A 17,299-nucleotide genomic window follows, 5' to 3' on the forward strand; every position below is an offset into this window, starting at 1 on the left:
GTCAACCGAATGGGGAATGTGATTCGCTTCTTGCTGTACAAACGGCTTGAGCCTAATACGCGACGATCGCATTCATCGAAATGAAGCTCCTGATCGCCTTTCTTCTTCTCGTGACGTCGGCAATTTCTGCTTCACAAGGGAATGGTCGCGCTGCGAACGAAGTTGTCATTAATAGATACAAGCTTTCGGCAGTGACCGGAATCGGCAGTCATGCGATTTCAAGGTATCTCAAGGATCCCCATCCGAAACGCCGCTGTGTATTGATTACCCTCGGTGCTGAATTTTCGGCGGACTTCGTCTTCTTCGCGCAAACCGACCAGCAAACCTTCTTGGAAGTCATCTGCTTCACGCCCCGGACCGACGGTAACAAGGAATGGGCAGGGCGCTTCGTGAAGTTCGAAGGAGGACCTAAAGACCAGTTTCAAAAGCTTCGCGAGCTTTTGTCCACGGAGGCGGACCTCCCGAAAATAGATTGGAAGGAAGAAGGTCTCGTCTTGGGTGGAGACCAATTGAATTTCCAAGTGGGGGAAGGACCCAAGATCGGATGGGGTGAGCTGACTCCCGAGTTTCTTTCCAAACACCCCGAGCGCCCAAAGCGCCTTCTGGAATGCCTGAAGATTGCCGAAGATCTGGCTGGGATCCCGTTGCCACACAAGCTTGATTGAATTTTGCTTGGACCCCTCCCCGGGGACTTGGCCTCGCCCATTTGCTATCAACTCAGTCAGCTCCTGACCAAGAGTTCCGGAGCATCCTTTTACCCTTCCGCTGGCATGGGAGCTCTGGCGTTGCGAACCATTACGTGAGAGTCAGGAAAGAATGTCGCTTAGCCTGCCCCGCAAGCGCGGAAAGTAGGTTACGACGACACTGGTAATTCTAGGGTTCGTGGTCTGGAGGACTTCACCAGTACTTGTTATTTCCGCTCAGAACGAATTTGGTTTTTTTTTATCCGACCAAACCAGCGGAGTTAAGTACGTTAATTTCTCGGAAGATCGGCTGATGCCCTCGCCCCTGTCAGGGCTTCGGAATCACCCAGCTCAAAGCCGCATTGTGGCTGGCCACCGCATACGCGATCCCGTCTGCAAACCCCGGCAGCTCCTCGTTGTAACCCGGAACCGTGAGCACCCAGCGCCCCGGTTCGTCGCAGGTGAACTTCAACACGCCCTCGGCATCCGTCTTCAGCGGGGTATGGCTGCCATTCGGCGCATTCAGCCGCGCCTTCGTCTCCGGCAGCGGCTTGCCTCGGAAGAAGACCTTCGCCTCGCCCGGATTTCCGGTCGGAACGATGTCCAGTGTCAGTGCCGGCTGCCCCGCGACCTTGTCGCCACCGGCAGGCAGCCAGCGGCTGTAAAAGATCGGCCGCCGCGCCGGCTTGCCGCCGAAGCTCATCACCGGAAAGACAGCTTCTGCCACCAAGGCTTGATCCGGCTTCGTGCCGCCCAGCGTGTAGTGATCCGGTTTCTTCACCGATTCCAGCGGCTTGGCATTCTCGGCCACCGGCAGGATTACACCGACTGGTTTCCCCAGAGAATCGAGATGCCCCGGAGACTTCTCCACATCACCATCCAACTCGCCGAAGCGGACTACCAGCGCTCCCTCCGGGCCCGGCTCCACTCACACGGAGTGGGCCAAGGCAGGGGAGGCAAACAGGCAACCGGCAAACATGCCGAAGCTGAGGAATCTTTTCACAAGCCCGGGTGATCGAGGTTCAGGAATCCTTCTTCAACTGGGGCAGCACGCCCGCATCGATCGCCTTCTTCGCGGCGGCTTCGGGATCCTTCTCCCAGCGCTGCTTGGCCTTATCGTTGAAGAAATAAACCTTCTGGCCCTGATATTCGACGAACGGGCTGGAGGGGGAGATCAGACTTTTCTGGTGGATTGCGCAGTAGCGTTGCGGCAGCAGTTCGATCGTATCGAGCCCGAGTTCCTTTTCCTTCCCTTTGAATTGCGGCAGTAGACCCAGTTCCGTGGCGACCTTCACGTAATAAGCCGCCACCTTCTCGTCGGCCTCCCAAATTTTGCTGCACTTGCCGCAGCATAGGGCCACGGGCACGCCCTTGAATTCGACCTCGTTATCCTCCTCCACCTCGTCCTCGGTCATCATCGGGCACTTGTTATTCGCCGGAGCGTCCGCGGCGAATGCAAAGCCAGCGGTAAGAAGCGAAGCACCGAAAAGGGCGGCGCGCAGAGGAAACAACGGGGACAAGAGGCGGATTTTCATGATGATCGGGAGCCAAGGCAGAGCGGCTCGTCGGAGAATAACCCGGCTACCCGCTATTGGTTTCCCGCATGCTTGCGGAAATTTGGCGCTAGCTTGCCAACGCTGGCGGCGGAAGGCGTCGCGGACGATGATTGTCGCGGCCTTTTGCGCTTCCATCGCCGCGGAAACTCCGGTCGGATGATAGGGAATGAACCCTCACGACACGGAGACTCGCTTGCCGAGGCGTAGACGAAGAAGAATCTTGGCCTTGTCCGGGGTGCTTCTTGCCCTCGTGGCGTGGAGGGCCTGGCCGCTCGTAGTGATCTCCAGCGAGCTTAACTTGAAAGGTGCCGTGATCGCGGTCATGCCCTCCGAGTTCTTCACCCCTCCCGCGCGAAAGCCCGATGAAATCCGCTCGGGGATGGCTCATCCCGGCTTCGATTTCCCGAAGCTGGCCGTGCAGGCGATCTTTTGTCCCCGGTCGATGAGGAGAGGCCATGCTTTCTGGTGCAATGACCCCGCGCTTTCGAATGCGAAGGCTGAGGAGCTATCGCAAATCCTTTCCGATCCGGCGACCTATCAACCTTGGCTCGGAGAGAAAGGCTGCGGAGGGTTTCATGCCGATTGGTATCTCTGCTGGGGCAGCGGCGATGATCTGCATGAAGTCATACTCTGCGAAGGCTGTCACGAAGCGCTCATCTACTACGCAGGCGGATTCATCCGCTGCGACCTCGACAAGAAGGCTTATGAGAAAATCGTGGCGATCACCGCAACGCGGAGCGAAAGTTGAGGCTCGGCGGGAGCGAGGTTTGCTTCCCGCCGTTCGCCATCACACACAGACCGGGCACTCGTTGATCTTCTTGAAGAAGTCGTTCCCCTTGTCATCCACGAGGATGAAGGCCGGGAAGTTCTCCACGCGGATCTTCCACACCGCTTCCATCCCGAGTTCGGGATACTCCACCACTTCCTGGCTCTTGATGTGTTCCTTCGCCAGTAGCGCTGCAGGTCCGCCGGCCGAGCCGAGGTAGAAGCCGCCGTGGGCCTTGCAGGCATCGGTCACTGCTTGGGAACGGTTGCCCTTCGCCAGCATCACGCGCGAGCCGCCGTGGCTCTGGAAGAGATCCACATACGAGTCCATGCGTCCCGCCGTCGTCGGGCCGAAGGAGCCGGAGGGATAGCCCGCCGGAGTCTTCGCCGGTCCGGCATAGTACACCGGATAATCCTTGAAGTAGTCCGGCAGGTCGCCGGTCTCGTCGAGGCGCTCCTTCAGCTTCGCGTGCGCGATGTCCCGCGCGACGATGATCGTGCCGCTCAGCGAAACCGCCGTGGTCACCGGATACTTGCTCAGTGTCGCGAGCGTCTTCTCCATCCCTTGGTCGAGATCGATCTCCACGCCCTTGAACTTCCAGTCGCGATACTTCTCCGGGATGAATCGTCCCGGGTTCTTCTCCAGCTTTTCGAGGAAGATGCCGTCCTTCGTGATCTTCGCCTTCGCCTGACGGTCCGCCGAGCAGGACACGCCGATGCCGACAGGACAAGAGGCTCCGTGTCGCGGCAGGCGCACCACCCGCACATCGAGCGCGAAATACTTCCCGCCGAATTGCGCGCCGATCCCGATATTCCGTGCCGCTTCTAACAGCTCCTTCTCCAGCTCCAGATCGCGGAAGGCCCGGCCCTGCTCGTTGCCGCTGGTCGGCAGTGCATCGTAGTAGCGGGTGGAGGCCAGCTTCACCGTCTTCAGGCAAGTCTCCGCGGAAGTCCCGCCGATTACGATCGCCAGATGATAGGGCGGGCAGGCAGCGGTGCCGAGCGAGCGCATCTTCTCGACACAGAATTCCTTCAAACGCTTCGGATTCAGCAGCGCCTTCGTTTCCTGATAGAGGAAGGTCTTGTTCGCCGAGCCGCCGCCCTTGCTCACGAAAAGGAATTTGTAGGCATCGCCTTCGGAGGCATAGAGGTCGATCTGCGCCGGCAGGTTCGTCTTCGTATTGACCTCCTGGTACATGTCCAGCGGCGCGGTCTGCGAGTAGCGCAGGTTCTCCTCCTGATAAGTCTTGTGGATGCCCTTCGAGAGCCATTCCGCATCGTCCACCCCGGTCCAGACCTGCTGGCCCTTCTTGCCCACCACCGTCGCGGTGCCCGTGTCCTGGCAGGCGGGCAGGATTCCCTTGGCCGCGATCTCCGCATTCTTCAGGAGCATCAGAGCCACCATGCGGTCGTTCTCGGTGGCTTCAGGATCGTCCAGAATCGCGGCCACCTGCGAAAGATGGCTCGGCCGCAGCGTGAAGTTGATCGCCTTCATCGCCTCGTTCGCCAGCAGCGCCAGCCCTTCCGGCGCCACCTTCAGGATCGGCTTGCCATCGAATTCCGAGACCGAGACGTGCTCGGTGCTGAGGCACTCGTACTCGGTCTCATCGGCACCGAGCGGGAAGGGATCCTGATAAACGAAGTCGGGCATGCCGGGAATCCTAGGCAGGCCCCGCGCCTCGTCCAGCCCGGCAAACACTCAAAAAAATCCCCGCCGCACCGGAGTGACGACGGGGATCTCTGGGGAGAGAATGTTTGATTCGGACTAAGCCCGGCGGCGCCGGCGAAGCCCCGCCAGCAGCCCCAGCCCGCCCAGCAAGGCTGCAGAGGGCTCGGGCACGGTCATCCAGATCCGGTCCTGATCGGCCTCGTTCTCCGGATTCGCGTAGAAATAGGTGATCCCGCCGACATCGATCCACGAGCCGTCGCGGATGTTCTCCAGGAAGCTCTCCGCATTGTCGCGGGTGCTGGTGATCCGGGGATCGGAAAGCGCCGGCTCCACCCGGAAGGTGCCCGGCAGAGCACCTTCGCTGTCGATCGAGAGATCGCCGGAGGTCTCGTGGATGATCTCCCACAGCGCTACCTGCATGCCGCCCGCATAACCCACCAGCGCGTTGAATTGCAGCCCCAGTTGGCCCTCCGTCTGCTCCGACCAATCGTTGCCATTGGCATCGATGTAGGCGTCCAGCATCTCGATGAAAGTCGGCAGCGTGTGCGAGAACAGCGCCCTCACTTGGTCCTGCTGGCCGCTGCCCAGACCGGAGCCGAGCCCCGATGTGACATTGAATGCCGAGAGGTTGTTCGCCCCGGTCAGGAAGTCCGCGCAGAAATCATACACATACCCCGGTCCGTAGCCCGGAATCGTCCGCAGGTTTAGCCCCGCCAGCTGCGGTTGGGTCGGATCGGATCCCACTAGGAAGGGCACATCCTCGGTGTAAAAGGAGTTATCCGGATTTCCGGGTGTGATGGTCTGGGCCGCGCAGGGCAGCAGCGCCATGCCGAGCAGGGCGGTAAAAAGCAGGGGGTGCTTCATCGGGGTGCGGGCTAATACTTAAGAAATCCTAAGTAAGCCGCAAGCCTTGATTTTCCTACATCCGCCCCTCATCTGCATCGATGTAGTCGAAGAAGGTCACGATATCCGCCCGGTTCTGGAATCCGGATTCCGCCTTCCGCAACACGAGCTTCTCGGCCAGATCATCCCGGAATCCCCGCGTCCGGATGAAAGACTTCCACCACGCCACCTCGCACTCCTGCCGGGTCGTCCCATTCTTCTTCGCCCAAGCCAACGCCTCCGCATCGCTCACGCCCGCATTCACCTGCCCGGCCAGCGCCGCATAGTCCACGCCTAGGAATTGGCAGGTCCACAGGTCCATCCCTCCGCCCACGTTAGCATGATACTGCGGATGCAGCTTGCCTGCCGCCAGCAGCCGCACCTTGTGGCACAGCCGCGGGAAATACGGCATTCCCTCGATCTCGTCGCGCGGGCTGCGGGGTGTCTCGTAGGATTCGCTCACCGCGGCAGGGTGGGGGACCTGCCGATCTTTTCAAGGCAGGCTTGCGGACTCGCGGAGCACGGCGATGGTCCCGCATGGCCACCGATCCCTTGGCACAAGGCATCCTCGATCTCCTCGCCGCCCGCACTCCGGAGGCCAGTATCTGCCCCAGTGAGGTCGCCTGCGCCACCTTTCCGGATCACTGGCGCGAGAACATGGAAGCCGTGCGAGCCGCCGCCCGGCATCTCGAAGCCGCCGGTGAAGTGGAGATCCTCCAAGGCGGTGTCGTGGTGGACCCCGACACCGCGAAAGGGCCTATCCGCATACGACGGAAAACCCGGTGATCGCTAAAGCTTCCTTTGCATTTCCGCTCCACCCCCTAAGATGCGAGCATGAGATTCAAGGGAGCCCTGACCGCCATGTTCCTCGCGGTCCTGCCAGCCGCCGCGCAACACACCGTCACCCCGCCGAGCCCGGTGCGCCTGCCCATGTCCACCGTCTTCAAGGGCGAGGCGAAGTTCCGCGCCATCGTGAAGCAGGCCGAGCGCGAGAACTGGCGCCAGCTTCCCATCGGCGCCCGCACCATCCGCGCCGCCCGCGCCATGGTCGGCACCCCTTACGTGAACTACACCCTCGAGGTCGACGACAAGGTCGAGAACCCGGTGGTGAACTTCAACGGGATGGACTGCTGGACCTACTACGAGAACGCCTTGGCCTTCGCCCGCATGCTCCGCTACAAGCCCGGCCCCTACACCCCGCAGGACATGCTCCACATGGTCGAGCTGGAGCGTTACCGCGGCGGCCGCTGCACCGGCGGCTACCTCAGCCGCATGCATCACTTGGAGGAAGTCTTCTACGACAACGAGCGCCGCGGCTTCGCCACCAATATCACCCCGCGCCTGCCCGGTGCCCAGCGTCTCCGTCGCGAAATCCGCGAGATGACCGTGCAGTGGAAGAACTACCGCTACCTCCGCAATAGCCCCGGCTTGCTTCCCGAAATGGGCCGCATCGAAGCTGCCGTCTCCAAGCTCCCCGTCTATCACGTCCCGAAGAACAAGGTCCGCAACGTCGAGCAATACCTCCAGGATGGCGACATCTGCGCCATCACCACGAACTGGCCGAACGGCTACACCTCGCACGTCGGCCTCATCACCCGCATCAATGGCCGCGCCATCTTCACCCACGCCACCTCGGATCGGGACAAGGGCCGGATGACCATCATCGACCGCCCGATCACCGACTATCTCAACCAAGGCTCGAAGCACGCCGGCATCGTCGTCGTCCGTCCGAAGGACCTCCCGCCCTCGAAATTCTGGCAGCGTCCGGTGGCGACGCGATAACGTCTTCATAGGATAGAAGCGGATCGCTCTCTCCCTTTGTCGAAATATCTCCAAGCTAACTTGGGTATACTGGTGAGTTGATTTTACTCTCGCCGTATTCGGGCGGTGGTGGCAGCGTCATATAATGATAGCGCCCCATCCCCTCCGCGCGTGCGTCGTGGCATTGTCCCTGTTGCTTCCTTGTCACATCGCTTCCGCGCAGGCGGACAAGAAGGAAAAGCCGCCGCAGGTCGGGGTGAAGGACGTCTCGATCCATCCTTGGACCGCGAATCGCCGCGAACTCAAGATCGACCCGAAGACGAAAGGGATCTTCGACGAACATCGCGTGAGCGTCACCTCCGGCAAGCAAACCCGCATCCGCATCTCCGGGAAGATGAAGCATGCGGGCGGCGATCTCGAAGGCTCCCCGGTCCTGCATCTGGGCAAGATCGCCCTGATTCCCATCTCGGAGCGCTCCGGGACCATCAAGGTGGGAGAGCCGTCCGCCTCCGATAACAGCAATTATCTGATCCTTCTCGAGGACAATTCGGAAAAGCTTAAGACGGAGATCCTCACCCTTAAGAAAAACGCCACCTATACTTGGAGCGTGGTGAACGAAGATGGAAAGATGGTCTACAGCGTCTTCTCGGAGGGAGAAAAGAAGTGGTCCCTTTCCGCATCGGAGAAGGATGTCAGGTCATTCGGGATCGGCGCTTGGACACGATTCGAGAATCAGAAGACCGAAATCGACTTTGCTATTGATTAGGTTCTTGGCGGAGGCCGCGGTGACCGCTTCTGCCGGGGAGTCCCCGGCTTGCCAAGCTCCGGGACACTGCCAGATTCACGGAGCATGCCATCGCGGTCATCCATTCCGCTTTATGCCGAGATAGCCGACTACGCCGGCTGGCTCGGCATCCAGTCTTACGGCGATCTCGCGCAGTTCGGTGTCATCCAGCTCCGCGGTGGCGGATCCCTGCACACGCCGCCCCACCGCCGCGGCTTTTTCCTGCTGGCCTTCGGCGAGCACGGCGGCGTCATTGAAGTGCTCGCCGCCGCACCCGAGCAAGTCATCGAGTTCCCCGGCAGCATCTTCCCGAACCGCGGCGTGAAGCTCACGCAGCTTATCCTTTTCAAGCGCGAGCTCGTCGAAGCCGCGCTCGCTTCTCCTCATAACGAGTTTCCCTTCTTCTATTTCGACCGCCCCACAGTCTGGACTCTCAAGGGCGAGGAGACCGAGAACTTCCGCCTCCAGATCGAGCGCCTTGCGGCCATCTCCGGGAGAAACTCTCCCTACCAAACCGCCCGCCTCGCCGCCACGCTTACGGCCCTGCTCTACGATCTCCGCGAGAGCCACGAGCGGCGCACCGCCTCCGTCGCGAATTCCGATCTCTGCCGCGACCTCGTCTGTCGCTTCGATGACCTCGTCGCCGAGCATTATGCCGCCCGCCATTCCGTGGAGGATTACGCGCAGCTACTCAATGTCACTGCCGATCACCTCGGCGACGAGATCAAGAACCGCACCGGCCGCAATGCCCGCGACATCATCGCCGCGCGCATCCTGTTAGAGGCGCGCCACCTGCTCTCCCACACCCCGCTCACCATCGCGGAGATTGCCGATCGCCTGCACTTCTCGGAGCCCACCCACTTCACCCGCTTCTTCAAGCGCCACAGCAAGCAGACGCCCCGCGAATACCGCGACAGCCTCAAGTCCCTGCCCGCATCCCAGCAGGAGAAGATCGCCTGAGGTCTGCGATCCCGGAAATCGGTCACTTCTCCCCGGCAGCCGGTTACCGGATCGCCCGCCTTTCCTGCGACAAGGGTGGCGTGAAAACGAACCGCTACTCGATCACTGTTCTCGGACTCGGCAAGATGGGCGTCACCCTCGTCCGCCTCATGCTCGAAAAGGGCCACCGCGTTACCGTCTGGAATCGCTCCGCCGCCAAGGCTGCCGATCTCGTCGCCGCTGGTGCCACCCTCGCCGCTACTCCCGCTGAAGCGGTGGCCGCCGGTGATCTCATCCTGATCTGCGTGCACGACTATCAGGCTTCCGCGGAGATCCTTGGAGCCCGGGGAGTCGCCGCCGCCATCAAGGGCCGCCTCCTCATCCAGCTCACCACCGGCAGCCCGGAGGACGCCCGCCGCGGCGGAAGCTGGGCCGCCGAGAACGGAGCCGCCTACCTCGATGGCGCGATCCAGGCCGCTCCCACCCAGATGGGCCAAGCGGACACCCTCATCCTCGTCTCCGGCGCAAAGCATGCTTGGGAGAGGGGACAGGATGCCCTCGTCTACCTCGCCGGTGGCACCACCTACCTCGGCGAGAAGATCAGCGCGGCCGCCGCCATGGACCTCGCCACGCTTTCCTACGTCTATGGTGCCACCCTCGGCTTCTTCCACGGCGCGCTCATCGGCGAGGCCGAGGGCTTCGGCGCGGAGGAATACGGCGCCATCGTCGCCAAGATCGCCCCGGCCTTCGGCGAGTTCCTGAAATACGAGGGCGGCGTGATCCAGAAGGGCGACTTCCGCGTCAGCGAGAGCCCCATGTCCATCTCGGTGGAAGCCACCGAGCGCATCTTGAACACCGCCCGGGATTCCGGCATCAATACCGAGATCCCGCAGTTCTTCGCCGGCTTCTTCCAGCGCGCCGCCGCCGCCGGGTATGCCGATGAAGAAGTCGCCTCCATCATCAAGCTCCTCCGGAAGCCGGCGGGGGCTTGATCAAAGCTTGAATCCGCGAGCGATGCGCGGGGGCTTCACCAGCCCCTTGCGCATTGCTTCTTGTGCCCGGGCCGGACCTTGCTGTCGCCTCGGGGCTCGCCGAGGATCGGCGTGTCCACGATCCCGCCCAACTTCACGTGACCCAGCCATTGTCGATCGCGTCGATGCGCGAACTCATCCTCGCGGCCGATCCCGGGCTTTCAGGGGCTTCGTTCACCGTCCTCGAAGATGGCTGGGACAGCGTGGCCGTCGACGTGGGCAATGAGTATATCTTCAAGTTCCCCCGCGAGCCCGATGCTGCTTGGTCCTTGGAAAAGGAAGCCCGGCTTCTTGAGGTTCTGCGCCCGCACCTCAGCATCCCTATCCCGGCTCTGGAACTTCTCCCCGGGCCTCCCGTCTTCTCCCGTCACCGGAAGATTCCCGGCAGCCACCTGTTGGAAGCGGACTACGCGAAGCTCCCGGAGTGCGCCCGCCATGCGCTCGCGGAACAGTTGGCCACCTTCTACCTCCAGCTTCATCGGCTCGACCCGCAGCCACTTGTCGCCGCAGGCGCCACCCCGGTACCCGGTTGGCCGGAGGCCGGTGAATTGATCTTGGATCTGGAGACTCTGTTAGACGGCCCGCTCTTCCGTGCCGCCGCGGACGCGTTGCGCGCATGGGAAGCTCTTCCTCTCGATCCGCGCGGATCGGTCTACGGCTTCTTCGATGGCCATGGCTGGAACATGGCCTTCGATCACGAACGGCAGGTGCTCAATGGAATCTTCGATTTCGCGGACTCCGGCTTCGGCGATCTTCATCGCGAGTTCATCTACACGGACCTCATCCACCGCGACCTCACCCGCCGGGTGGTCGGATACTACGAGTCGCTCGCAGGCTTCCCCTTGGATCGGAATCGTATCGATCTCCTCAGCGGCGTCCTATGCCTCTCGGAGCTCGCCGGAGAATCCGGCCACCCCACCCACGGCCCCCTGATCCGCAGGAACGCAGAAACCTGGCTCAGGCACCGCCTCGACCGTCCGGGAGAGTTCTGAGGGGAGTCATCGACAGCAAGGTTCCAGCTGTCTCGCAAGCTCCCGTCCGTGTATTCCGAGTATTCCGTGGTTCTCCCTGTCTTCCAAATTTCGCGGCCTTTCGCGTTTTTCGCGGTCCAATCTCCCTCCCCGTAAACCAACCCCTCCCGATCTACCCTGACTCGCACCCCTCCCATAAACCCAATTCGCGTCCATTGGCGCCCATTCGCGGTTAAAAATCAAAGCTCCGTCCCGTCTCCCGGCCTCCACACCGCCGTGAAACTTCCAAAAAATCCCAAGTTTGGGCTTGCACGGGTCTTCCCATCGGGTATTCACCGCGCCCCGAATTATGGCTAAGAAGAGCTGGATCGCACGCAACGAGCGCAAGTCGCGCACTGTCGCCAAATACTCCGACCTCCGTCACAAACTGAAGGCGGAGAAGGATTACATTGGCCTGACCATGCTGCCGCGTGACGCCAGCCCGACCCGTCTGGTGAACCGTTGCGAGTTCTCCGGCCGCCGCCGCGCTTTCCTCCGCCGCTTCCGTCTCTCCCGTATCAGCTTCCGCGAGCTCGCCTCGAACGGAATGATCCCGGGCGTGACCAAGTCGAGCTGGTAACTTGGCTCGCCGTCCGCTACGGTTGACGGAAGGCGGTAACCGCTCGACCTTCCGTCTTTTCGATGCCCATTTACGAATACCTTTCCGAGAACCCCGAAGATCCGGAGCGATCTTGCCGCGTTTGCCGCAAGGGGTTCGAACTGCGGCGCCCCATCGACCGCCCTGCCCTTGAGCAGTGCCCCCTGTGCCGGAATACCGTGCGCAAGGTGATCTCGAAGGTGAATACGCCGCGCATCGCCAAGCCGCTGTCCGTCAGCGACGCGAAGTCCGCGGGCTTCACGATCCTCGAAAAGCGGGATCAGGGCGTTTACGAAAAACTCTAAGGCCGGGATGAACTTTCTTCCCGACAGCCTTGTTTTTGCCTCTTCGGAGCTCCGTACCGACTGGCCGACCGGTGGCGAGACGGTGCTCTATATAGCGGGCATCTTGTTCTTCCTGCTGCTGAATGCCTTCTTCGTGGCCTCGGAGTTCGCGATCGTGAAGGTCCGTCCGAGCCAGCTCGAAGCTGTCTCCAAGGAGAAAGGTGCTAGCACCGCCCTGCACGTCGTCAGTCATCTGGATGGCTATCTCTCTGCGAACCAGCTCGGCATTACCATCGCCTCGCTGGCGCTCGGTTTCCTGGGAGAGCCCTTCGTGGAAGCGCTCGTCTCCCCGCTGCTTTACAAGCTGGGGATGCCCGTGACCTGGGAGCTTTGGGGCAAGACCCTCAAGCCGATCTCGGCTGTTTCCTTCCTTCTGGCCATCGCCTCCTTCACCTTCCTGCACGTGGTGATCGGCGAGCTCCTGCCGAAGTCGATCGCCATCCGCAAGTCGGTGGCCACCACCCTGCTCCTCGCAGGGCCCCTGCACGTTTTCTACAAGTCCTTCCACTGGGCCATCCGCGTGTTGAACGGCACCGCGAACTGGATCCTCAAGAAGGTCCTCGGCATCGATCCGGTCGCCGAGGGCGAGCACATCCACTCTTCCGACGAACTCGCCCTGCTGGTTGCCGAGAGCGAGCGCGCCCAGGAAGTCACCGAGACCGAGCGCGAGATCCTGATCAATGCCTTGGAACTCAATGAGCTTTGGGTGCGAGACGTGATGACCCCCCGCCAGGAGGTGGTGGTGCTCAACTCGGACGAGCCCTTCGAGAAGGCCCTTGAGATCGCGCGCCGCACCAAGCACACCCGCTTCCCGCTGGTGAAGGGCGGCCATCTCGACAACGCCATCGGCCTGATCCACATCAAGGACATCCTCAAGCTGGTCGGCAGCCCGGACCCGGACCTCATGCGCATCAAGCGCGAGCTCAAGATGGTCCCGGACACCATGCCGCTGGATATCCTCCTGAAGTTCTTCCTGAAGGAGCGCGCCCACTTGGCCATGGCGGTCGATGAGTTCGGTACCCCGGTCGGCATCGTCTTCTTGGACAACGTGATCGAGGAACTCGTCGGCGACATCCAGGACGAGTTCGACAACGAGCGTCCGGAATCGAACTGGATCAACGACAACGAGTTCGTGGTCGAAGGCACCATGACCCTCAACGACCTCGCCAGCTTGGCCGAGGAACTGGAGATCGAGAGCGGCGAGGTGACCACCGTCGGTGGCTACATCACCCAGCAGCTCGGCCGTTTCCCGGAAGTGGGCGAGAGCATTGAGATCGAAGGCTGGGAGGCGAAGGTCACCAGCACCGATGGCCGCCGCGTCGGGCAGGTTCATTTCCGCCGCTTGGAGCCCGCGGGTGTCGCCGAGGACGGCGAGCTTGCAGAGGAAAAGGCCGAGTGAGTGCATATACCTCTCTCGAAGCCCTCCTGCACGATGCCTTCTGGGCCGAGGAGGGTGAGCCAGCCGAGTTGCCATTCTTGGTAGACCTGTTGCGGGAGCACCCCGGCCTTTCGCTGGAGGTAGGCTGCGGCTCCGGCCGTCTTTTGCTTCCACTTTTGCAGAAAGGCTATCAGGTCGAGGGCTTGGAGCTCTCCGCGGAGATGTTGGAACTTTGCCGCAGGTCCGCGGCGGATCTCTCGCTGGAGCCTGTCCTCCATGAGGGGGACATGACGGTCTTCGATTCGGGGCAACGCTATCAATCGCTGCTCCTTCCCGCCTTCACCCTCCAGCTCGCCGCCGATCCCGCGGCGGCACTCAAGCATTTCCATACCCTGCTGGAGCCGGGTGGGGTGATCTACCTCAGTGTCTTCATCCCCTTCGCGGAGCTACACAAGGAGCTGCCGGAGGGTGAGTGGTATGAGGACCACCGCATCCCGTGGACGGAAGGCCGCAGCGCGGTGATCGATACCCGCCACCGCCTGAACCGGAAGGAGCGCATTCTCGAGCGCGAGCACCGCTACCGCCTGCTCGCGTCGGACGGCAGCGTGGAAACCGAGCATGTTTCGCAGCAGACCCTGCGCTGGTTCACCGCCCGCCAGCTTCACGGCCTGCTCATGAAGGCGGGCTTCGAGCCCCTGCATGCCCTTGCCGACTTCGATCCGGAAGTCCCCGTGAACGAGGAGGCCCAGATCATCACCGTCGTGGCACAGAAGTAGCGTAACTTCGGAAACTCGCGCCACTCCCCTTGCGGGCCGGGGGATTTCCCTCAATCCTACCCGCATGCGATTCCCTCACGGCCACCTCGCCTACTGCACGAATATCCATCCGGCGGAGGATTGGAAGACCACCTTCCAAGCGATCTCCACCCATGCGATGAAGGTGCGGGATTTGGTGGCTCCGGATGAGGCCTTCGCGATCGGCCTTCGCCTCTCCTCCACCGCGGCCAAAGAGCTTCTCCGCGGCGACGAACTTCCCGCCTTCAACGACTGGCTGGCCACCAAGAATGCCTACGTTTTCACCATCAATGGCTTCCCCTACGGCGACTTCCGCGCCGGGTCCTTCGTGAAGCGGAATGTCTTCCGCCCGGATTGGGCCGATCCCGCCCGCTTGGAATACACCAAGGAGCTTTTCACGATCGTTTCTCAACTGCTTCCGGAGGGCATCGAGGGCTCCGTGTCCACGCTGCCCGGCTCCTTCAAGGAGTTCCAAGCGGACGAATCCGCGATCCGCCTGCAGCTTATCGAGCTCGCCACATTCCTCGATTCCCTCGCGGAGGTTTCGGATCGCGATCTCCATCTCGGCATGGAGCCCGAACCGCGCGGCCACTTCGAGAACACCGAGGAAACCCTGCGCTTCTTCGACCGTCTGCTGGACGACGCCCCGGATCACGAGCTGATCAAGCGCCGCATCGGCATCAACTACGACTGCTGCCACTTCGCGCTCCAGTATGAGAGCGCGCGGGACTCGCTCACGGCTCTCCGGGGCGAAGGCCTCCGCATCTCGAAGATCCATCTCTCCGCCGCTCTCGCGCTCGATCCCCGCATCCCCGGTGCGGTGGAGGCAGTCTCGAAGTTCGATGAGCCCACCTTCCTCCATCAGGTGCTCGCTCGCCATCCGGATGGCCGCATCGAACGCTACACCGATCTGCCGGAAGGCGTCGCCTCGCTGGGAACCGATACCGGCGCCGATGCCGAGGAGTGGCGTGTCCACTTCCACATCCCCCTCGATGCGGAGCCGGCCCCACCGCTCGCGAGCACCCGCCAGAATTCGCTCGATGCCCTCGCCCTCGCGCGCGAGGTCCCGGATCTCTGCCAGCACTGGGAGATTGAAACCTACACTTGGGGTGTCCTCCCGCAGGAACTTGCCCGCCCGGTGGAAGAGCAAATCGCCGGAGAATACCGCTGGGTCCTCGCCGGAGTATGAGCCATCCCGGAAAGCTCCGCGCCCTCCTCGCCACGCTCCGCATCGCCAATGCGCCGAGCGTGGTGAGCAATGTGTTTCTGGGATTCATGGTGGGGTGGATCCAAGTCGGTGAGTTCTGGAAACCTTCCGAAATGGATTGGGGGCGGGCCTGCCTCGCAGCCCTCTCGGGCCTGATGCTCTATTTCTCCGGGAATCTCGCGAACGATTGGTTCGACCAGAAGTGGGATGCGGAGAAGCGACCCGAGAGGGCCCTGCCCTCCGGACTCTTCAAACCGGGATCTTATCTTGCCTTCGCGTTGATTCTTGCGGTCGGAGGAACCTCGCTCGCCTTCACCCTGCATCCCCTCTGCGGCTTTACGGCCATCCTCATCGTTTCTCTGATTGCCCTCTATACAGCCTACCACAAGCGAACCATCTGGGCGGTGATCCCCATGGGCTTGTGCCGGGCCGGTCTCTACTTCCTTGGCTACTTCGTCTGGTGGCTGAGCCTCGATTACCTTGAATCGATCGGCTACGCTTCCGGATCACTAGCTTTAAAGAAGCTGGCGATTCCCGCTGTGATTGGCTTCGGACTCTTCTCCTATATCGTGGGGCTTTCGCTGTCCGCGCGCTATGAGGGGATGGGGGATCCACCGCGGGGGCCGCGCATGCTTTCTTTGATCATGCTCTTGGTCCCGCTCGCGGCCATGCCCGGCAACTTCATGACGGGCTACTTGGTCCCCGGATTCCTCGGGATGCTTCCCTTTGCCGTCTGGCTCGCGCTCGCACGAACATCATTCAAGCAGCCGATTCCCCGCTACGTCTCCGCGCTGCTCGCCGGGATCCCATTGGTGGATCTTATCGCCGCCGTTCCGATCGTCATGGGGCTGGATGCGAGAATGCCAACTCTCGGGCTGCGCGACCTGCCTCACCTCATCGTGATGCTGGTATTGCCGCTAGTTGCGTTTGTCTTGGGCCGGGCGCTGCAGAAGCTGGCACCTGCCACCTGATCAATGCGCCGGTGTCCCGCGCATCTTCTTGATCCCGTTCACTAGCAAAAGGACTGCAGCCCCCGCCACGAGGCCGATGCCTCCATTGACCAACGAAGCGGTCAAGCCACCCGCAGGACCATGGCCAATGTGCTCGATCCAATGGTGAAGCGCGGGAACCCCGTGGGTGACGATGCCGCCACCCACCAGGAACATCGCCGCGGTGCCGGCGATCGAAAGCCCCTTCATCAGGAAGGGGGCTGCCCAGAGAATCGCTTTACCCAGCGACTTTGCCGCAGCGGAAGCCTTCTGGCTGAGGTGCAGCCCCAAGTCATCCAGCTTCACGATCCCCGCGACCAAGCCATACACGCCCACCGTCATCAAGATCGCGATCGCGGAGAGCACGGCGACTTGGGTGCCGAAAGGCTTCGGCCCTGCCGGATCCGCAACCACTCCCAGAGTGATCGCGATGATCTCGGCGGAGAGGATGAAGTCCGTGCGCACCGCCCCCTTGATCTTCGCTTTTTCCTCCTCCTCGGACACGCCTTCCCTCAGTTCCGCTTTGGCCTCCTCCACGGTCTTCTTCTCCCCGCGGTGCTGCCACTGATGGTAGAGCTTCTCGACCCCTTCGAAGCATAGATAGAGGCCTCCGATGATCAGCAGCGGCGTGATCAGCCACGGAGCGAAGGCACTGATCGCCAGCGCCGCCGGCACCAGGATCAGCTTGTTGACAAAGGAGCCCTTGGCCACCGCCCAGACCACCGGCAGCTCGCGGTTCGAGACCACGCCGCTCACCTGTTGGGCATTCAGCGCGAGGTCATCCCCCAGCACCCCCGCGGTCTTGGAGGCCGCTTTCTTGGTCATCACCGCCACGTCATCGAGGATCGCGGCGATATCATCCAACAGCATCAATAGACTTCCTCCGGCCATGGCGGATCATGGCCAGCA

20 protein-coding genes are annotated in these 17,299 nt (G+C 61.9%); 14 read left to right on the forward strand and 6 right to left on the reverse strand.

The features are described from left to right. The first annotated feature begins 80 nt into the window (after nucleotides 1–80). Nucleotides 81–665 carry a hypothetical protein gene (locus tag OJ996_RS15885; protein ID WP_264514610.1) on the forward strand — a complete coding sequence of 195 codons (585 nt, stop codon included), beginning with the start codon at nucleotides 81–83 and terminating at the stop codon, nucleotides 663–665. Nucleotides 666–1,011: 346 nt separating this feature from the next. Here the strand turns inward: OJ996_RS15885 and OJ996_RS15890 are convergent, their stop codons facing one another. Both OJ996_RS15890 and OJ996_RS15895 read right to left on the reverse strand, forming a co-directional pair. Further along, on the reverse strand, nucleotides 1,012–1,611 hold the full coding sequence (locus OJ996_RS15890) for a DUF4198 domain-containing protein (protein WP_264514611.1): 600 nt from the start codon (nucleotides 1,609–1,611) through the stop codon (nucleotides 1,012–1,014). Nucleotides 1,612–1,705: 94 nt separating this feature from the next. Then, a complete protein-coding gene (locus OJ996_RS15895; RefSeq protein ID WP_264514612.1) occupies nucleotides 1,706–2,218 on the reverse strand; it encodes a hypothetical protein in 513 nt (170 codons plus the stop codon). A gap of 256 nt (nucleotides 2,219–2,474) precedes the next feature. Between OJ996_RS15895 and OJ996_RS15900 the strand changes: the two genes are divergently transcribed. Further along, nucleotides 2,475–2,987, forward strand: coding sequence for a hypothetical protein (locus OJ996_RS15900; RefSeq protein WP_264514613.1), 513 nt, complete (start codon nucleotides 2,475–2,477; stop codon nucleotides 2,985–2,987). A 39-nt stretch (nucleotides 2,988–3,026) separates the two neighbouring features. On the opposite strand, the gene OJ996_RS15905 is transcribed toward OJ996_RS15900, so the two are convergent. The 3 genes from OJ996_RS15905 to OJ996_RS15915 form a co-directional block, all read right to left on the reverse strand. Continuing rightward, nucleotides 3,027–4,655: a fumarate hydratase gene (locus OJ996_RS15905; protein WP_319800697.1), complete on the reverse strand. Its 1,629-nt coding sequence runs from the start codon at nucleotides 4,653–4,655 to the stop codon at nucleotides 3,027–3,029. Between the two features lie 114 nt (nucleotides 4,656–4,769). Continuing rightward, nucleotides 4,770–5,537 carry a PEP-CTERM sorting domain-containing protein gene (locus OJ996_RS15910; RefSeq protein ID WP_264514614.1) on the reverse strand — a complete coding sequence of 256 codons (768 nt, stop codon included), beginning with the start codon at nucleotides 5,535–5,537 and terminating at the stop codon, nucleotides 4,770–4,772. Nucleotides 5,538–5,592: 55 nt separating this feature from the next. Next, nucleotides 5,593–6,018 carry a DUF5069 domain-containing protein gene (locus OJ996_RS15915; protein ID WP_264514615.1) on the reverse strand — a complete coding sequence of 142 codons (426 nt, stop codon included), beginning with the start codon at nucleotides 6,016–6,018 and terminating at the stop codon, nucleotides 5,593–5,595. Nucleotides 6,019–6,092: 74 nt separating this feature from the next. Here OJ996_RS15915 and OJ996_RS15920 point away from each other — a divergent pair, with 74 nt between their 5' ends. From OJ996_RS15920 to OJ996_RS15975, 12 genes are all read left to right on the forward strand, one after another. Continuing rightward, the gene (locus tag OJ996_RS15920) at nucleotides 6,093–6,341 is read left to right on the forward strand and encodes a DUF3253 domain-containing protein (protein WP_264514616.1); all 249 of its coding nucleotides are present in this window, start codon (nucleotides 6,093–6,095) and stop codon (nucleotides 6,339–6,341) included. 48 nt (nucleotides 6,342–6,389) lie between these two features. Continuing rightward, nucleotides 6,390–7,337, forward strand: coding sequence for an N-acetylmuramoyl-L-alanine amidase-like domain-containing protein (locus OJ996_RS15925; protein WP_264514617.1), 948 nt, complete (start codon nucleotides 6,390–6,392; stop codon nucleotides 7,335–7,337). Nucleotides 7,338–7,494: 157 nt separating this feature from the next. Beyond that, the gene (locus OJ996_RS15930) at nucleotides 7,495–8,082 is read left to right on the forward strand and encodes a hypothetical protein (protein WP_264514618.1); all 588 of its coding nucleotides are present in this window, start codon (nucleotides 7,495–7,497) and stop codon (nucleotides 8,080–8,082) included. 84 nt (nucleotides 8,083–8,166) lie between these two features. Beyond that, entirely contained in the window at nucleotides 8,167–9,060 is an 894-nt protein-coding gene (locus OJ996_RS15935; RefSeq protein WP_264514619.1) for a helix-turn-helix domain-containing protein, read from the forward strand. 80 nt (nucleotides 9,061–9,140) lie between these two features. Next, complete coding sequence (locus tag OJ996_RS15940; protein WP_264514620.1) at nucleotides 9,141–10,031, forward strand: NAD(P)-dependent oxidoreductase; 891 nt, start codon at nucleotides 9,141–9,143, stop codon at nucleotides 10,029–10,031. A 62-nt stretch (nucleotides 10,032–10,093) separates the two neighbouring features. Further along, complete coding sequence (locus tag OJ996_RS15945) at nucleotides 10,094–11,062, forward strand: phosphotransferase family protein (RefSeq protein ID WP_264514852.1); 969 nt, start codon at nucleotides 10,094–10,096, stop codon at nucleotides 11,060–11,062. A 328-nt stretch (nucleotides 11,063–11,390) separates the two neighbouring features. Next, the gene (rpsN, locus tag OJ996_RS15950) at nucleotides 11,391–11,660 is read left to right on the forward strand and encodes a 30S ribosomal protein S14 (protein WP_264514621.1); all 270 of its coding nucleotides are present in this window, start codon (nucleotides 11,391–11,393) and stop codon (nucleotides 11,658–11,660) included. A 62-nt stretch (nucleotides 11,661–11,722) separates the two neighbouring features. Beyond that, nucleotides 11,723–11,983, forward strand: a complete 261-nt coding sequence (locus tag OJ996_RS15955) for an FmdB family zinc ribbon protein (RefSeq protein WP_264514622.1) — start codon at nucleotides 11,723–11,725, stop codon at nucleotides 11,981–11,983. A 7-nt stretch (nucleotides 11,984–11,990) separates the two neighbouring features. After that, a complete protein-coding gene (locus OJ996_RS15960; protein WP_264514623.1) occupies nucleotides 11,991–13,421 on the forward strand; it encodes a hemolysin family protein in 1,431 nt (476 codons plus the stop codon). Then, on the forward strand, nucleotides 13,418–14,176 hold the full coding sequence (locus tag OJ996_RS15965) for a class I SAM-dependent methyltransferase (RefSeq protein WP_264514624.1): 759 nt from the start codon (nucleotides 13,418–13,420) through the stop codon (nucleotides 14,174–14,176). Before OJ996_RS15960 ends, OJ996_RS15965 begins: the two co-directional genes overlap by 4 nt. A gap of 64 nt (nucleotides 14,177–14,240) precedes the next feature. Further along, entirely contained in the window at nucleotides 14,241–15,383 is a 1,143-nt protein-coding gene (gene eboE, locus OJ996_RS15970; protein WP_264514625.1) for a metabolite traffic protein EboE, read from the forward strand. Next, a complete protein-coding gene (locus OJ996_RS15975) occupies nucleotides 15,380–16,372 on the forward strand; it encodes a UbiA family prenyltransferase (protein ID WP_264514626.1) in 993 nt (330 codons plus the stop codon). Before eboE ends, OJ996_RS15975 begins: the two co-directional genes overlap by 4 nt. On the opposite strand, the gene OJ996_RS15980 is transcribed toward OJ996_RS15975, so the two are convergent. Next, the gene (locus OJ996_RS15980) at nucleotides 16,373–17,281 is read right to left on the reverse strand and encodes a DUF808 domain-containing protein (RefSeq protein ID WP_264514627.1); all 909 of its coding nucleotides are present in this window, start codon (nucleotides 17,279–17,281) and stop codon (nucleotides 16,373–16,375) included. Nucleotides 17,282–17,299 lie beyond the last annotated feature (18 nt).

This window comes from Luteolibacter rhizosphaerae (assembly GCF_025950095.1).
Taxonomy (GTDB): domain Bacteria; phylum Verrucomicrobiota; class Verrucomicrobiia; order Verrucomicrobiales; family Akkermansiaceae; genus Haloferula; species Haloferula rhizosphaerae.

Bases quoted from the DNA above. Each gene is read 5' to 3' on its own strand.
- OJ996_RS15895 (WP_264514612.1), bottom strand. From the start codon at position 2,218: ATGAAAATCCGCCTCTTGTCCCCGTTGTTTCCTCTGCGCGCCGCCCTT.
- OJ996_RS15885 (WP_264514610.1), top strand. From the start codon at position 81: ATGAAGCTCCTGATCGCCTTTCTTCTTCTCGTGACGTCGGCAATTTCT.
- OJ996_RS15955 (WP_264514622.1), top strand. From the start codon at position 11,723: ATGCCCATTTACGAATACCTTTCCGAGAACCCCGAAGATCCGGAGCGA.
- OJ996_RS15960 (WP_264514623.1), top strand. From the start codon at position 11,991: ATGAACTTTCTTCCCGACAGCCTTGTTTTTGCCTCTTCGGAGCTCCGT.
- OJ996_RS15920 (WP_264514616.1), top strand. From the start codon at position 6,093: ATGGCCACCGATCCCTTGGCACAAGGCATCCTCGATCTCCTCGCCGCC.
- OJ996_RS15975 (WP_264514626.1), top strand. From the start codon at position 15,380: ATGAGCCATCCCGGAAAGCTCCGCGCCCTCCTCGCCACGCTCCGCATC.
- rpsN (WP_264514621.1), top strand. From the start codon at position 11,391: ATGGCTAAGAAGAGCTGGATCGCACGCAACGAGCGCAAGTCGCGCACT.
- OJ996_RS15925 (WP_264514617.1), top strand. From the start codon at position 6,390: ATGAGATTCAAGGGAGCCCTGACCGCCATGTTCCTCGCGGTCCTGCCA.
- eboE (WP_264514625.1), top strand. From the start codon at position 14,241: ATGCGATTCCCTCACGGCCACCTCGCCTACTGCACGAATATCCATCCG.
- OJ996_RS15935 (WP_264514619.1), top strand. From the start codon at position 8,167: ATGCCATCGCGGTCATCCATTCCGCTTTATGCCGAGATAGCCGACTAC.
- OJ996_RS15905 (WP_319800697.1), bottom strand. From the start codon at position 4,655: ATGCCCGACTTCGTTTATCAGGATCCCTTCCCGCTCGGTGCCGATGAG.
- OJ996_RS15910 (WP_264514614.1), bottom strand. From the start codon at position 5,537: ATGAAGCACCCCCTGCTTTTTACCGCCCTGCTCGGCATGGCGCTGCTG.
- OJ996_RS15980 (WP_264514627.1), bottom strand. From the start codon at position 17,281: ATGGCCGGAGGAAGTCTATTGATGCTGTTGGATGATATCGCCGCGATC.